The 15,672-nt window shown below is 66.7% G+C and carries 9 protein-coding genes; all 9 read right to left on the minus strand.

From position 1 onward, the window contains the following. Positions 1–3,426 carry a T6SS effector BTH_I2691 family protein gene (locus ACAM42_RS32265; RefSeq protein ID WP_369630571.1) on the minus strand — a complete coding sequence of 1,142 codons (3,426 nt, stop codon included), beginning with the start codon at positions 3,424–3,426 and terminating at the stop codon, positions 1–3. After that, positions 3,419–4,363, minus strand: coding sequence for a DUF4123 domain-containing protein (locus ACAM42_RS32270; protein ID WP_369630572.1), 945 nt, complete (start codon positions 4,361–4,363; stop codon positions 3,419–3,421). The genes ACAM42_RS32265 and ACAM42_RS32270 overlap by 8 nt, the downstream gene beginning before the upstream one ends. 13 nt (positions 4,364–4,376) lie before the next feature. Further along, the gene (locus ACAM42_RS32275; protein ID WP_369630573.1) at positions 4,377–7,208 is read right to left on the minus strand and encodes a type VI secretion system Vgr family protein; all 2,832 of its coding nucleotides are present in this window, start codon (positions 7,206–7,208) and stop codon (positions 4,377–4,379) included. 38 nt (positions 7,209–7,246) lie between these two features. Then, positions 7,247–9,970: a type VI secretion system ATPase TssH gene (gene tssH, locus ACAM42_RS32280; protein ID WP_369630574.1), complete on the minus strand. Its 2,724-nt coding sequence runs from the start codon at positions 9,968–9,970 to the stop codon at positions 7,247–7,249. A gap of 40 nt (positions 9,971–10,010) precedes the next feature. After that, positions 10,011–11,132 (minus strand): type VI secretion system baseplate subunit TssG, encoded by a 1,122-nt coding sequence (gene tssG / locus ACAM42_RS32285; RefSeq protein ID WP_369630575.1) that lies wholly within the window; start codon positions 11,130–11,132, stop codon positions 10,011–10,013. Next, entirely contained in the window at positions 11,096–12,946 is a 1,851-nt protein-coding gene (tssF, locus tag ACAM42_RS32290) for a type VI secretion system baseplate subunit TssF (protein ID WP_070062961.1), read from the minus strand. The genes tssG and tssF overlap by 37 nt, the downstream gene beginning before the upstream one ends. Before the next feature lie 29 nt (positions 12,947–12,975). Continuing rightward, complete coding sequence (gene tssE / locus ACAM42_RS32295) at positions 12,976–13,467, minus strand: type VI secretion system baseplate subunit TssE (protein WP_062474770.1); 492 nt, start codon at positions 13,465–13,467, stop codon at positions 12,976–12,978. Between the two features lie 109 nt (positions 13,468–13,576). Further along, complete coding sequence (locus tag ACAM42_RS32300) at positions 13,577–14,089, minus strand: type VI secretion system tube protein Hcp (protein WP_062474768.1); 513 nt, start codon at positions 14,087–14,089, stop codon at positions 13,577–13,579. Positions 14,090–14,169: 80 nt separating this feature from the next. Further along, positions 14,170–15,672 (minus strand): type VI secretion system contractile sheath large subunit, encoded by a 1,503-nt coding sequence (gene tssC / locus ACAM42_RS32305; protein WP_369630576.1) that lies wholly within the window; start codon positions 15,670–15,672, stop codon positions 14,170–14,172.

The raw sequence follows: 15,672 nt of genomic DNA on the forward strand, positions 1-15,672 counted from the left end.
TCAGTCAGTCATCGTCTGATCCACCACATAGTCTCCGCTGGTGGCGTCGACCAGCACCTGGACCTGGACCTGGGCTCGCGGGTAGAGCAACCCATCGGTGTCGATGGTGATGCGGGTGAAGTCGCCCTCATCACTGCGTTGCGGACGCTCCAGGCCCTTCAAGCTCAGCGCTGGCGCAGGCGGCACGCTGCGACCCAGCATGTAGACCAAAGTCGAGATGCCGTCGCGGCCGCCCAGCGTGATGCCGATGGTCCATTCAAGGCTGTCGCGCAATGCCTTGGGCATCCACAGCTTCAGTTCGACGGTCTTGTACAGACCGCTGTGACCTTCGAACGGGTCTTTCATGAACAGCGCTCCCAGCCCGCCATTGGCACGCGACATACCGGCCCCGGTCGTGGCCATGGTGTTCATGCCGTACTCGAACTCGACGCGGATGCCCATGAGCAGCTTGTTGAGTTCCTGCTGCTCAACTTCCAGGCTGCCCCATTTGGTATCGGCTCGGCCCCAAATGGTTTTAGCAGCCCATTCTTCAGTGGGCGTGTCTTGTAGCAGCATGGCGATGTAGCCGACACCGATGGCCAGGCCGATCAGAATCAGGCCCCAGCCGGTCCACGACAGGCCCAGCAGGCCGGCGCTGACCACCGAGCCGCTGATCTGCCCAGCAGCCATCAGCCCTGCGACCCCGGCGAGTCCGAAAAGAGCTGCGGAGACTCTGTATGCATTTGCGGCATCCTTGTCCGCCACCTCCGACCTTCGCACTGAATTAACCGCAGCCAAACCCGCATCGACAAACAATCCCATTGCCGACAACCTGCTCGCCATCAGCTTCAGCATGTTCGCCTTCGAAGCCCATGCACCGTTCGCCTTGGCAATCTGCTCGGCAACTTCAAGGCTCGCGCCCGTGATGCCCAGGCCCGAGCCGGCCAGCCCAAACCACGCAGCTGTGCGCTGGTCTTGCGTGCCGTTCTCCAGCATCTTGATGGACTTGGCAATCGAGAATCCATGCAACACCGCGCCGGCTGCCGAGAAGGACGCTGCGCCGCCGCTCATGACGGCTGCCGAGCCCTTGGCAAAACCGGAGAGCTGTGCGGCGGTCCAGCCGGCCGCACGGGTGGCCGCTTGCGTTGCCGGCGCGGTGGCGCTGCCGATCGCCCGCCCCGCCGCAGTGGCGACGTTGCCGGCAGAGCGGCCCGCCTGAGCTGCAGCGTTGGCGGCGGAGCGCCCTGCGACGGTGGCCTTTTTGGTGAGGTCGTCTGCAGATTCAGCCGTGAAGATCCACACATCGATCAGCGTGTTGAGACCGCGCGAATGCCCCGCCAGTGCCAAGCTCAGACCACCCGCCAGCGCCACGTTCTTGAGCTTGCCTGTGGCGGCGGTACCGGCCTTGTTGGCCGCGCCCGTTACGGCGCCCGCGCCCTGCGCCGCGCGGCGACCCAACTCGCCGCGCAGGCTCTCCCAGTACTTCACAGCCTCCGACAGGGTCATCTTGACCGTTTGCGCCATCGCGCCTGAAGGCCCTGCCGGGCCGGCGGTAATGCATTGCATGACGGCCGTGAGGAATTGCCGTGTCTTGACCGATGCCGGGTCCGTGCCTGTCGTGGCCATGCTGATCCCGCCCACGATGGTGATGAGCGGATGCGCCAGACCCGAGGCGGCGTTTTTCAGCAACGGCAAGCTGCTGACGACCTTGTCGTAGAACGGATACTTGGCAAGGAGGACCTGGCTGGCCAAGGGAGTTCCCTTGCCCGCGCTTGCATCTTTCAGAGCCTGTGCCGTTTCCTCGAACAACTTGAAGATGTTCTTGGTTTCCTTGTGGATCTTGGTGGGCTTGAATGCGTCGAAGAATGCCACCTGATTCCCAAGCAGCGCCCGAGTGAGCAGCGCCTGGCTGTCATGTGGGTTGTCAGAAGCAAAGGGCTTGTACCACTCGAGTCCCGTGGTGCTCATGTGCCCTCCCAACGTGATCTGTGCGACAGCATTGGCGTAGTGCAGGCCGTCGATGCGTTCGTTGAGGCCAAAGTCATGCTCGGTCACGAGCTTGCGCGCTGCCGAATTGAGCCACGCCCCGTGATCGGGCTCGATCTTCGAAAGAAGATTCTTGTCGGCCTTTGAAAGCCTGTCGAATTGCTCCAGAAAACTCCGGAAGGTGTACCTGCCACTCGATCCGAGCTTCTCAAGAACGTCATCCTTGAGGCCCGCGGTGTCGTGGTCGATCTCCCCCTCGTTGGGAAGCTCGATTTTTCCATTGATCGGGTCGGGGTAGGCGTCTACCCTCGACATCGGCCTTGCCTTGCGATTGCCTACCCAACGAGCTTCCGGCGGCAAGCTGCCGGCTGCTTTCTGCTTGCGGAAATCCTCGCTCGTGATGGCCTTGCCATTCAGGTGCCCCATGCCTGCGATGCGTCTCTTGGTCGCATCGCCTTGTGCATCGATTTCTTTCAGCAAGCCCTCGATGGTCAACGCCGTTTGAAGTCGCCACTGCCCCTGCTTTTTACCTTCCGAATCCTTGTACTCGTTCAGCCACCGGGCTGCGCTGTTGCACTTGACCAGACGCATGTAGGCCGACTCGGAGGTCACCCCAACGGCATCGGGAACGCTGACCATGTGCACATGGTCCATGGTGTATTGCCCCTGTGAAGCCCTCACCAGACGCTCGGCTGCTTGAAAAACGTCCAGTGCGATTTCCGGCCGCACGCCGGCTTTGCCCGCCGCCCCCTTCTGCATGTTCAACGGGGGGAACGGCGTACCCAGCAAATCGTTGGGCTGCAGCTTCTCGTCGTAGTCCGCGACAAGCGTCAGGATGGCGCCCGTGGTCAGTGGCATCGACCGCTTGGCCGTTCCCTTCGAAGCCTCGATGAGAGTCATGCGTCTTTTCCGCAAGTCCTCTTTGGACGCGTACAGGTCTCGCACAGGCTGGGACCAGGGATGGTCGCTGTAGCCCACCCACACGGAACCCGCGAGCTTGGCCTCTGGAATCACGAGCAGCATCGCATTGGCATACGCTTCGGAGCGCTGGCACACAAAGCCACCTTCGCTGCTGGCACTGTTCGTGTAGGGCACGGCCTGCAGCGGGAAAGGACTGAGATACCCACCATCGCTGACACGAAAAATCTGCCAGCCTTTGTCGGCCTTCAATTGCGGCGTATGGGGCTTCTCATAGAAAACGACAACGAATCCCGCACGCAGCGTACGCATTGCGTAGCGGCTGTAGCTCAACGCCGCCTCCGCGGTGTGCCTGTCGAGCAGCGGCCGCGCCGCTTCCTGTTTGGGCTGCGCGTAACTACTTTCCGCGAGGCCGGGCCGTACGAGCAACACCGGCAATCCGGCTTTGGCGCACGCCGGGCAGCCGCCGGCAGTGCATCCGGGCGTGCCGGCAGCCGCCTTTTGCGCGCCCGCCGAATAGCTGGGGGCAGGTGTATCAGCCAAGTCGTTCTCCCTGTGTGGCCGGTTGAAGCTGCGACAGTCCGGCGTGGCGCTCCAACTCGGTCCGAATGGTGTTCCATCCCTCGGGGTCAGGCACGCCTTCGAGCGCCTGCGCCAGCGTGGCGTCACCGCGCAAGGCGCGAGCGATCAACGAGTGCACGGTCGGATGGGTGGTCAATTGCGGGTGGACCTGCAGGATGTAAGCCCCCAGCAAGACCCGGTCTTGCCGGTTCGACAATCCCGCGGAGATGGTCGCGGCAGTCGCCTCGGAGGCCTTCTGCAAGTAATCGGAGGGCAAGACGCCTGCGAACCGCTGCCACCCGCGCAGCAAATCCTGAACCGCTTCGTTGCGGGTTGCATGTGCCCACTGCTCGGCACTGAAGCCCACGCCCTCCTGCTTGGCATCGGAGGGGGCCTCGTAGCGCACAAGTTCGCCGCATCGGTCCAGGCTGTACCAGCAATGCACGGGCCCCAAAAGACCCGCTTGCTGGTCCGGTGTCAGTACAGGCCACATCCACTCGATGACCCGCCGATCGGCCCAGCGTATGAACTTGGGGTTGGTCTCACCGGCGAAGCTGCCCTGCATGCACCGGGCGAAATGTCTAGCCAATGCGTCTGCCGGTGCGTCAGCCAACAACCAGCCGCCCAAGACGAACCCTTGTTCGCCCTCCGCATCCGGGTCTGCCTGCTCGCTCAACGCCAAGGCCAGGCTCGCCTTCAGCAGATGCGTGTCGTGCGGATGCAGGCGAATCAATCGAGGGCGCTGTTCGGGCTTCAACAACGGGTGACGAACAGGAACGGTCCAGGTTTCGCGCGGCTCCGCCTGCAACAGGTCCTCGGAGAAGGGCTCGCGCAACATGGGGTCGACCAGCAGGTAGGCGGACAAGGCATCGTCCGCCTGCAGCGCCTCCCCCAACTGCCGAACAAGGTTTTCGAACATCTGTCCCTGGCCGTCAGAGGGTGACGGCGCCGCTGGCTGCGGCATCGTTTTGCTTGGGGCATGGCTGTGCTTCCGCCTTGCCCACGCTGTTGCTCGCACTGTCCCCCATCGGCCCCACAAAGTTATGCATCCCCCTGAACGTCACCTTCCCCGGCGCATGGATCTTGATGCTCGATCCTTCCAGCCTGATGTACGCCCCCGCACTCGTCAGCAGCACGTGCTTGGGCGCCTCCACGGCCACGTCCTTCGCCGTGCTGGCGATCGTCACCTTCTTGTCCGCCGCGATCTTCGTGGCGCCGGTCTGACTCTGCAGGCTCACCTTGCCGCTGGCCGCGTGCAGCGCGATGCCACGCTCCTGGTTCGGCTCGCCGCCTTCACCGGCCTTCGCGCCCACCGTGTACAGGCTCACGCCGCTGGCCACGCTCAGGGCGATCTGCCCTTGCGCGGGCAGGTCAACATCCTGGCTCGCGACGATCGCGGTGTGCTGCCCGCTCACGGCGATCACTTCCTTCGGCGTGACGAAGCCGATGCCCATCGGCGCGCTGAACTGCAGATGAGGCTCGCTGTACGCGGTGACGCTGCCGTGGCCGCCTTCGGTGGCCTTGATGTCGCCGCCGCCTGAACCAGCGTTGCTGCCCGATGCCGCAGCACCTCCTTCCTGCTTCGCCTCCAGCACTTCGGCCACATGCTTCAGCGCGGCAATCGCCGGCAGTTCGCCAGGAGCGTCTTCACCCTTGATCTGCGCCTTCTGCGTCTGCGCACTCTGGGCGAGTGAGGTAGCGAGTTCTTCCGCCTGTTTCGTCTGCTGCTGCGCTTCGCGGCTCGCCATGAACGCGCCCTTGGCGTTCGGCTGGGCATAGGCGCTCACGAGCAGGCCCGCGCCAGCGCGGATGGCGCCTTGCGCGGTGGTGGCCAGCTCGGCGCCGTGGCCGCGGCCCTTGCCGCGGGCGTTGTCGTCCTGCTGCTTGTGGTGGCCCAGGTGCAGGCGGCTGCTGGCCTGGGTGGTGGCCAGGCTGGTGCTGCCCTGCCCGGGGGTGTCGTCGAAGACGAGCTGGTTGTAGCCCCCGTCGCCGCTCTGACTGGCGCTGAGTTCCTGGGTCTTGATGCCGCTGAAGACGGCGTTGTGCGCGTGCTCCTTGGCGCCCTTGCCTTCGCCGGCGAACCACGCGGGCGCATTGCCGGTGGACTGGGCAGCGCCCGCGGGTTTCTGGTTGTGCTGGGCGTCGACCTGGCCGGCGCCGTTGTACAGCGCGGCGACGACCACGGGGCGGTCGATGTCGCCGTGGTGGAACTCGACCAGCACTTCCTGGCCCACGCGCGGCAAGCTCATCTGGCCCCAGTTGTCGCCGGCGGCGCTGGCGGCCACGCGCACCCAGGCGCCCAGGCGGTCCGCGGCGGGCGCGTTGTCCTGGCCGTCGGTGCGCGACTGGCGCGCGCTGGACGCACTGCCGCGCTGCCAGTGGAACTGCACCTTGATGCGGTGGTCGCGGTCGGTGTGCACCGGGGCATCGCCGCCGCCCACGCCGATGACGATGGCGCTCTGGCTGCCGTGCACGCTGGGCTTGGGGTGGATGCGCTGGCCGTGGCCGTCCAGGCTCAGCGGCCGGTAGGGGATGGCCGCGCGCACGGTGGTGAACTCGTTGCGGTAGTGGGTGACGGCGTCTGCGGTCGTATCGCCGTTGCCGCTGTCGAACACGGTGGCGATGTCGGGCAGGCCCAGCCGCTCGCCGATGCCGGTCTTCAGGTCTTCGTCGAAGTTGTTGCGCGCGATGTGGCGCACGGCGAGCACGGCGAAGCGGCGGTCCTGTTCGCTGTCCTTGTCATGCTGCTCGTGCCCGCTCAGGGTGAAGGTGGTGGCCGGGGCCAGGGTGCGCACGGCGCTGCGGCCTTCGAAGCGCTTGTTGCGCAGCTCCAGCGCCTGCAGGGCGTTGGCGAGCAGGCGCTCGCCCTGCGCGGAGGTCTCCCAGCCGTAGGCGCCGGGGTCGTCGCTCCAGTGCAGGGTGCGCTGGCCCGCGGCGCGGCTTTGCTGTTGCACGGGGCGTGCGTTCACGCTCTTGTAGTCCCAGCTTTGCTGCGCGAGGCTGTTGGTCTGCAGCTGGCGATGGCCGCGCCACTGCTGGATGGTGTCTTCGCGCTCGCTGGCATCGGCGCGGTGGAAACGAATGGTGGGCTGGGCATTGGCGCGGAAGGCGCCGTTGTGGTCGGCGATGACGAGGGTGTGGCTGCCCAGTGCGCCGTCCTTGCCCGTGGCGTGTTCGAACCAGTAGCACAGGCCCTCTTCCGCCAGCAGCCGCGCGACGAAATCGAAGTCGCTTTCCTGGTACTGCGTGGTGATGCCGCGCACGGGGTAGATGTCGCGCTGGGCGATCTCCCAGCGCCACTGGGGCACGAGCTGGCCCTGGCTCTGGTAGCGCCCGAACACGGCGTCCACGATGTCGAACACGTTCTGGTGCTGGAACAGGCAGCTGTCCTGGCGATACCGCAGGAAGGCCATCCACGGTTCGATGACGAGCCGGTAGCGCGCCATGCCGCCGTTGCTCGACACGCACTCGGCCTCGCTCACATGGCCGTGGAAGGGGCGCAGCTCGGTGCGGCTTTGCGCGGTCTGCAGGTCCAGGCGCACACCCTGGCCGATGAGGCTCTTGAGTTCGATGTGCGCGTCATCGCTCAGCGCGGTGAGTTCGAAGCGAAAGCCGCCGCCGTCGATGCACTCCACGCCGTCCAGGCGCTCGGCCAGCAGCTTGTTCTCGCCCAGCGGCGTGTGCAGCACCAGCAGGCGATCGCGCTGCGTGGTGCCCGCGCGCATGAGCCCGCCGAGCGAGGCCGATGTGAAGGTCGTCGTCATTGTTTTTGTTCTCCCGTGGGCACGCGCGGCTGCTGCGCCTAGGTGATCCGGTAGCGGAACTCGCCACCCTTGCCGCAGCTGGCCTTGATCTTGGCCAGCGGCGTCTCGTCGGCCATGCGCGTGAGCACGGCCTCGGCGATCTCGGGCAGCAAGGTGCCGTTGAGGATGTGGTCGACGTTGCGCGCGCCCGAGTCGACCTCGGTGCAGCGTGCGAGCACGGCCTCGACCAGCGCGTCGTCCCACTCGAACACGGCCTTGTGATTCGTCGCGATGCGGTCGCGGATGCGGCCGAGCTTGAGCGCGATGATCTGCTCGAGCACCGCGTCGGTGATCGGATAGAACGGCGCCACCTTCATGCGGCCCAGGAAGGCCGGCTTGAAGGCCTTCATGAGCACCGGGCGCAGGGCGTCGGCCAGCGCGTCGGGCGCGGGGCGCTCCTCGTCGGCCTTGTTGAGGCACGCCTGCATGATCTGCGACGAACCGATGTTCGAGGTGAGGATGATCAGCGTGTTGCGGAAGTCGATCTCGCGGCCCTCGGCGTCGTCCATCATGCCCTTGTCGAACACCTGGAAGAACATCTCGAGCACGTCGGGGTGGGCCTTCTCGACCTCGTCGAGCAGCACCACGCTGTAGGGCTGGCGGCGCACGGCTTCGGTGAGCACGCCGCCTTCGCCATAACCCACGTAGCCGGGCGGCGAGCCCTTCAGGCCCGAGACGCTGTGCGCCTCCTGGTACTCGCTCATGTTGATGGTGATGAGCTTCTTCTCGCCGCCGTACAGGATGTCGGCCAGCGCCAGCGCGGTCTCGGTCTTGCCCACGCCCGAGGGGCCGACGAACATGAACACGCCGCGCGGCTTGTTGGGGTCTTCCAGGCGCGCGCTCGCGGTGCGCACGCGCTGGGCCACGGCGGCGAGCGCGTGGTCCTGGCCGATGACGCGCTCGGCCAGCAGGGTGTCGAGGGCGCGCACGGTCTTGATCTCGTCCTTGACCATGCGGCCCAGCGGCACGCCGGTCCAGGCCGAGACGATCTCGGCGACGACGTGGCCGTCGACCTGCAGCGGCACCATCGGCGTGGTGCCTTGCAGTGCGCGCAGTTCGGCGAGCAGGGCATCGAGCTGGTCGCGCGCGGGGTCTGCAGTGGCAGCAGCTTTCTTGCGGCTGGCGGCGCGGGCCGGCGCCTTCTCTGCAACGGCGGGTGCAGCCTCGGGCTGCGCAGCCGATTCGTCGCGTTGCGCACGCAGCGCGCGGATGCGTTCGACCAGCGCGTTCTCTTCGGCCAGGCGCTGCTGGCTCGCGGCCAGCTCGGCCTGCAGCGCGCTTTTCTTTTCCGCGAGTTCGGCCAGGCGCGCTTCATGGCGCCCGCCGGCCGCGGTGTCGCGCACCAGCGCGGCGCTCTCGGCCTCGATGCGTTCGAGGCCGCGGTTCGCTTCCTCGATCAACGCCGGCGTTGCACTCTGGCCGAGCGCCACTTTCGCGCACGCGGTGTCGAGCACGCTCACGGCCTTGTCGGGCAGTTGCCGCCCGCTGATGTAGCGGTGCGACAGGCGCACGGCTTCGGTGATGGCTTCGTCGAGCACGCGGATGTTGAAGTGCTTCTCCATCAGCGGCACCATGCCGCGCAGCATGGCGGCGGCCAGCGTCTCGCTGGGCTCCTCGACCTTCACGACCTGGAAGCGCCGCGCGAGCGCCGCGTCCTTCTCGAAGTACTTCTTGTACTCGCCCCAAGTGGTGGCGGCGATGGTGCGCAGCTCGCCGCGCGCCAGCGCCGGCTTGAGCAGGTTGGCCGCATCGCTCTGCCCGGCTTGGCCGCCCGCGCCGATCATGGTGTGGGCCTCGTCGATGAAGAGCACGATCGGGTGCGGGCTCTTCTTCACTTCGGCGATCACGTTCTTCAGGCGGTTCTCGAACTCGCCCTTCACGCTCGCGCCGGCCTGCAGCAAGCCCATGTCCAGCGTGTGCAGCGCCACGGCGCGCAGCGATTCGGGCACGTCCTGCGCGGCGATGCGCAGTGCCAGCCCTTCGACCACGGCCGTCTTGCCGACGCCGGCCTCGCCCGTAAGGATGGGGTTGTTCTGGCGCCGGCGCATCAGGATGTCGATGACCTGGCGGATCTCGGTGTCGCGGCCGATGACGGGGTCGAGCGCGCCGTCCTTCGCGCGCTGCGTGAGGTTGGTGGTGAACTGGTCGAGCGCGGGCGTCTTGCCCGGAACGCCCGCGGCCAGCGGGTCGGCCGCCGGTTGCTGCGCGTCGCCCTCGGCGGCCGCGCCCGAAGCGCCGGCCTCGGCCGCTTCGCTCGAGCCGTCGGTGAGCTTGTCGAAGTCGTGCTTCAGGTCTTCGAGGCGGATCTTGGCAAAGAGCGGCGAGCCGCGCTGCGCGAGCTGCGCGAGGTCGGGCTGGGTCAGCAGCGCGAGCAGCAGGTGGCCCGAGCGGATCTGCGCCGCGTGCGCGTCGAGCGAGGCCAGCAGCCACGCCTGCTGGAACAGCTGCTGCAGGTGTTGCGAGAACACCGGCGTGCGCGTATTGCCGTTCTTGAAGGTCTGGATCTCTCGCTCCAGGTCCGACTGGATCGCGGTGGCGCTGATGCGGTTGGCGCGCAGCACGCGCGCGAGGTCGTTGTCAGTCTGCTCCAGCAGCGCCAGGAACAGGTGCTCCAGGTCGACCTCGTAGTGGCCGTGGGCCAGGCACAGGTTGGCGGCGCGCTGCGTGGCCATGCGGGCGCTGGCGTTGAGCTTGGTGATCAGTGTCTTCAGCGAGGTGCTCATGAGCGGTGGTGTTGTTCTGTCGGTCGTGTTCGTTGAAAAGTCACTGCAGCGGCTGAAGCTCGTACTGCGTGTCGCTGCGGTCGCCCTCGGCCTCGCGGGTGGTGATGAAGCTGTCCCAGCCGAGGTGGCTGCCGCCGCTGTCGCTGAGCTGCACGGCGGCGACTTCTTCGCGCGCCAGGATCAGGCGCACTTCGTATTCGCAGGTCACACCGGCCAGCAGCGCCAGCATCTTTTCGAGCGCCTTCGCGTGTGCGCGGCCCGGAAAGAACTCGCGCAGCGCGCTGCGCTTGAGCGGGCCGATCCACAGGCGGATGCGCAGGTCGCGCTGCCAGATGCGCTCGCCCGCCATCGCGTTCTGGCCCAGGCTCACGTTGCCCTCGCCCAGCCTGGAGCGCTGCTGCACGGGCATGTCGTACCACTTGCCCAGGAACTGCTCGATGCGGATGTGGCTGCGGAAGTAGTCGGACAGCACGCGCTGCAGGTACGCGGCCGACATCGGCCGGTGGCGCACCGCGGCGGCGTAGCCGGCCACGGTCTCGTCGAACACGGTGCCCGTGCCGTCGGTCAGCGGATCGCGCTGGGCCGTGTGCTCCAGCCCGGCCATCGACAGCAGCACCGGCAGGTAGGCGCGGCTGCGTTCGTGCTCGTAGTGCAGCGGCAGGCGGTACTTGCGCCAGGCGGCATAGAAGAGCGCGGCAGCGCGGTTGCTGAACACGTCGAGAAAGGCACGCGCCGAGCTGTCGCGCAGATGCTGCTCGCGGCGCATCAGCATCTCGGTGTAGACGATGGGCAGGGCGCCCGACACGCCCAGCATGCCGAACGAGGCAGGCGTGAGTTCGATGCGGCCCAGGCCGTGTTCGTCCTCGGTGGGCAGCGGCGGCTCGCACAGCTGCGCGCCCGACATCAGCTCGCCCACGGCGTCGCGCACCGCCAGCGCCTCGATCTCGCTGGGCGGGAAGTTCAGGCTGGTGGAGCTGCGAAAGCGCACCCAGCGCGGCACCATGCGCTCGCCGGGCACCAGGCGCTGGTGCACGTCGCGCTCCTGCCGCTTGAGCAGCATGAGCTCGATCAACCGCACCGCCTGGAAAAACTCGAAGCGGTAGGGTTCGCGCAGCAGCCTTTCGGCTACAGGAGGATCGATTCGCCGCTGCGGGGCTTGCATCGCACCAGCTCCTCCTTGTCGCGCGCCGAAACGATCACCAGTTGGGTGAAGCTGTTCAGGTGCACATAGAGACCGAAGAAATGGTCCATCACGCGGGCAAAGGCCTGCAGGCTGCTGCCCACGAAGCCGGTCTCGTCGACCGTGAGCTTGAGCTCGATGCCGCGCACGAAGGTCGCGAAGGGCTTGCCGGGCAGCCACTGGGTGGTGGCCTGCTGCTCGATCGCGGTGATGGCCTCGATCTGCCGCGCCGACACGGCCGAGCGGCCCAGGTCGTACAGCCGCAGCATTTCCTTCAACGCCGGCAGCCCGCTGGTGGCCAGCGACAGGTGGTTGAGCGACAGGTGCGACACCAGCCGCCACTGCACGCCCTTGCCGCGCGGCATGCGCAGCGTCTGCGTCGGGCGGCGCAGCATGCGGATCGAGCGCGCCACCGAGTTGCCCTCGATGAACAGGTCGCCGCCCGGCAGGCCGAAGGCCAGCGAATGCGGCAGGTCGCGGTTGGTGCAGGTGAGGTCGATGCTCAGCGTTTCGGTCTGCGGCAGCGAGGGCTGGAAGTCGATGTCGACGATCGAGAGCTCGGTCTCGTAGCCCGGGCTGCGCTGCGCCACGAGTTCGTTGCGCCGCGCGAACCAGTAGTGCTCGGCCTCCTTCGGATGCTCGCCGTGGTGCAGCGAGTAGAAGGGCCGGAACTCGATGTACGCGTCGCCCTCGGCGGTCTGCTTCACGAGCTTGACCGAGTCGATGCTGTAGACCTCGAAGCCGAAGGCGCGGCGCGCATCGGCCACCACCGGGTAGGCGGCGGCGGCATGCGTGACGCGGATCGGGTCGCTGCGCTGCTTGAAGAGGTTGATGACGGGCGTGCAGCCCAGGCGCAGGTTGCGGCTGGACACGCCCTCGAGCAGCCGCGCCGTGGGCGAGTCGGCGCGCACGCCGGTCATCACCAGGTGCAGCGTGATCGAGCGGCACGAGCCGATGTGGCGCAGCGCGTTCGCCAGGTCGATGTCGACGAAGTTGAACTTCTCGGGGAACGCGAAGTACTCGCTCAAGAGGCGGTAGGCCGGGTGCGAGCGCGCCGGCAGTTCGATGAGCGCGTCGGCCTCCTCGAAGCCGACGGGGTGCAGCGCCTCGCCCTGCACCAGCGTCCACTTGCCGCTGCGCTCGGGCTCCACGAAGACGGCGGCCGTCTTCAGGAAGATGGCGTCGGCCAGCGCCGTGGCCAGCGAGGGCTCGGCGTCGATGAAGGTGCGCAGGCGCGCCAGCGTGAGCGCCAGGGTGCCGAGCGACTTCTGCTCGCCGGTGGCCTCGAGCGTGACCGAGAGGCAGCCCGTGGCGTTGCGCGGCAGCGAGGCCTGCGCGGGCGCATTCACCACCGAGTGGTAGACCACGTTCGACACCTGCACCGCCGCCAGCGTGACGTCGTACACGCTGCGAAAGCGGCAGGCGCCGCCGCGCACCGGCTGCGAGGTGAGCTCGGTGCCGCGCGCGATGGTGACGGGCTTGCTGAGCTTGGCGAGCGCCGCGCCGCCGGCGTCGAACTGCGCGATGGAGCACGACGGAAAGGGCCGCAGGTAGTGCGGGTACATCACCTCGAGCAGCGCTTCGGTGAGCTCGGGGTAGTCGTCGTCGAGCTTCTTGCTGATGCGGGCCGTGAGCAGCGCGAACGACTGGATCATGCGTTCGACGTGCGGGTCTTCGCTGGCGTCGGCCGAGATGGCCAGGCGTGCGGCGATCTTCGGGTAGCCCTTGGCGAACTCCTGCGAGTAGCCGCGCAGGAAGGCCAGCTCGCGTTCGTAGAAGGGCAGCAACTCGTCCATGGTGTGCGTCGTGTGCGCGGATCGTGGCGCTAGGCGTACCGGCTCTTGCCGGTGCCGCGGGTGATGGAGTACTGCAGCGTCGTGGGCTGCAGCATGGCGTCGAAGTTCACCGGCTCGGCCAGTTCGGGCAGCACGAGCAGGGCGGTGATTCCGAAATAGAGCATGTGGGTGCTGGCCTGGCCGTCGACCTCGAGCGACACCGAGACATCGCGCAGGCGCGACTCGTGGCGCGCGATGGCCTGCTCCAGCGAGCGGCAGATGAACGAACGGTCGTAGTGGCTGGCCAGGCTCAGGCCCGAGAAATCGCTCAGGCCGTAGGTCATGACGGAGCGCCGGCACTCGGGGTAGGCCTGGAGCTTGGCGTCGTCGAAGACCATGCGCGTGTTGAGCAGGGATTCGAGGTCGCGTGCGACCACGTTCTTGACCTCGTCAAGCGACAAATGCCGCAGCACCGGCGAAGCCGGCCCGCGCCAGTCGTCATCGAACAGCTTGTCGAGCAGGCCCGGTTCGAATCCTGTCATGGGTCACTCCCTGTCTCTCGCGTCGGACAACGGGCACGGCGCCGCGCGAGGGGCGCGGCGCCAAAAAGAAACCGCGGCCTGCGCCGCGGTCGTCATTGCCCGACTGGCGTCAGACCGAGTAGGTCTTGTCGTTCTTCGTGAGGCTCCAGGCGCCTTGCGAGTTGCCGCCCTGGTTGCCGCCGATCTTCTGCTGCGTGTACTTCCACTGCACGGCGGCGTACTTCAGCGAGAAGGTCTCGCTCGGCACGCTGGCCACGTCGGTGCTCACGACCTTCGGGTTCACGCTGGCGATCAGCACGTACTTGAGCTTGATCTCCATGTACTGCACGCGCTTGCCTTCGCCGTCGGCACGGTAGAACTGCACCGTGACTTCGTCGAAGGTGGTGCCGCCCGACGCGTGCTGGTACAGCAGCGGACTGACGACGTCCATGTCCTTCGTGAAGATCATCTCGCCGTGCTCGCAGCGCTCGGCGGTGTGGCCGCCGGCGGTCGACGCGGTGGCCGAGCGCGGTTGCACGATGCTGTGCTGCCACGAGCTGACTTCGATCCAGTCCTTGTGGTCCTTGTCCTGCGACTCGCCGTTGATGGCCGGGCTGCCGAACTTGACGTAGATATCTTTCATGTTTCTTCCCCTTCTTGATTGATTACTGACAGTTAACGTGTTGCAGCACGGCCCCTCGGCCGCGCACCCGATCTGCCTCCTTACTTATTCACTGACTTCGGCAGATCGGCGACCAAGCGCAGTGAAATAGACAGTTCATCCAGCTGGAAGTGCGGGCGCAGGAACGCGACCGCGCGGTACACGCCGGGCCGCCCGGGCACTTCGCCGACCTGGATGGCGGCTTCGCGCAGCGGGAACTGGGCCTTCTGTTCCTGCGTCGCGTTGTCGTCGAGCAGCACGTACTGCGCGATCCAGCGGTTCAGGAACTGTTCGACGTTGTGCGCCGAGGCAAAGCTGCCGATCTTGTCGCGCATCATGGCCTTGAGGTAGTGCGCGATGCGGGACACCGAGAAGATGTACTGCAGCTGCGCCGAGAGCACCGCGTTGGCGTTGGCGCTGTCGGTGTTGTACTTCTTGGCCTTCTGCAGCGACTGCGCGCCGAAGAACGCCGCGTAGTCGGAGTTCTTGCAGTGCACGAGCGGAATGAAGCCCAGGTCGCTGAGCTCCTTTTCGCGCCGGTCGGTGATGGCGATCTCGGTCGGGCACTTCAGGGCGATCTCGCCCTCGTCGGTCTTGAAGGTGTGCGTGGGCAGGTCTTCGACCAGGCCGCCGCCTTCGACACCGCGGATGGCCGCGCACCAGCCGAAGTCGTCGAACGCGGCCGTCAGGCGCGTGGCGAAGGCCCAGGCGGCGTTGCACCAGAGGTACTTGGCGTGGTCGGTGCCGTCGACGTCTTCGACGAAGTTGAAGCTGTCGACCACCGTGCCTTCGCGTGGGTGGTAGGGCAGGCGCCCGAGGAAGCGCGGCAGCGTGAGGCCGACGTAGCGCGAGTCTTCCGAATCGCGGAACGACTTCCACTTGGCGTACTCGACGGTGTCGAACACCTTGGCCATGTCGCGCGGCTTGCCCAGGTCGGCAAAGCTTTCCAGGCCCAGCAGCTCGGGCGAGGCCGCGCCGATGAAGGGCGCGTGGGCGGCGGCCGCCACGTGCGCCATCTGGTCCAGGAAGTACATGTCTTCGGGCTGGCGCGTGACGTCGAAGTCGCCCACCAGCGCGCCGAACGGCGCACCGCCGAAGGTGCCGAACTCTTCTTCGTAGACCTTCTTGAACATCGCGCTCTGGTCGAACTCGACGGCGGCCTTGAAGTCGCGGATCAGGTCGCGCTTGGTGGCGTTGATGACCTTGATCTTGAGCATGGTGCCGGTCGGCGTCTCCTTGACCAGGTACTCCAGGCCGCGCCAGGTGCTCTCCAGCTTCTGGAACTCGGGCGCGTGCATCACGGCGCTGAGTTGCGCGGAGATGAGCGCGTCCAGGTCGGCCACGCGCGCGTCGATCATGGCCGACACGTTGTCGGAGACGATCACCGAGCCTTCGAGGACCTGGCTGACGAGTTCGCCGATGAGGTCCTTGGTGCGCGTGTGTTCCACGTCGGACTTGGCGACCTTGCTCTTCTCGACGATCTGGTCGAGCAGGTCGACGGAGGCTTCAGACGAAACCTGGGACGAAGAGGCACCGCCCGATGCCGATAGTGCTTGCGCGGTCAT

Origin of the sequence: Variovorax sp. V35 (genome assembly GCF_041154465.1) — a bacterium.
Taxonomy (GTDB): Bacteria; Pseudomonadota; Gammaproteobacteria; order Burkholderiales; family Burkholderiaceae_C; genus Variovorax; species Variovorax boronicumulans.

What these genes read in the sequence shown, in the direction of transcription:
- ACAM42_RS32270 (WP_369630572.1), bottom strand. Translation starts at nt 4,363, where the DNA reads ATGTTCGAAAACCTTGTTCGGCAGTTGGGGGAGGCGCTGCAGGCGGAC.
- ACAM42_RS32275 (WP_369630573.1), bottom strand. Translation starts at nt 7,208, where the DNA reads ATGACGACGACCTTCACATCGGCCTCGCTCGGCGGGCTCATGCGCGCG.
- tssH (WP_369630574.1), bottom strand. Translation starts at nt 9,970, where the DNA reads ATGAGCACCTCGCTGAAGACACTGATCACCAAGCTCAACGCCAGCGCC.
- tssG (WP_369630575.1), bottom strand. Translation starts at nt 11,132, where the DNA reads ATGCAAGCCCCGCAGCGGCGAATCGATCCTCCTGTAGCCGAAAGGCTG.
- tssF (WP_070062961.1), bottom strand. Translation starts at nt 12,946, where the DNA reads ATGGACGAGTTGCTGCCCTTCTACGAACGCGAGCTGGCCTTCCTGCGC.
- tssE (WP_062474770.1), bottom strand. Translation starts at nt 13,467, where the DNA reads ATGACAGGATTCGAACCGGGCCTGCTCGACAAGCTGTTCGATGACGAC.
- ACAM42_RS32300 (WP_062474768.1), bottom strand. Translation starts at nt 14,089, where the DNA reads ATGAAAGATATCTACGTCAAGTTCGGCAGCCCGGCCATCAACGGCGAG.
- tssC (WP_369630576.1), bottom strand. Translation starts at nt 15,672, where the DNA reads ATGACCGCGCAAGCACTATCGGCATCGGGCGGTGCCTCTTCGTCCCAG.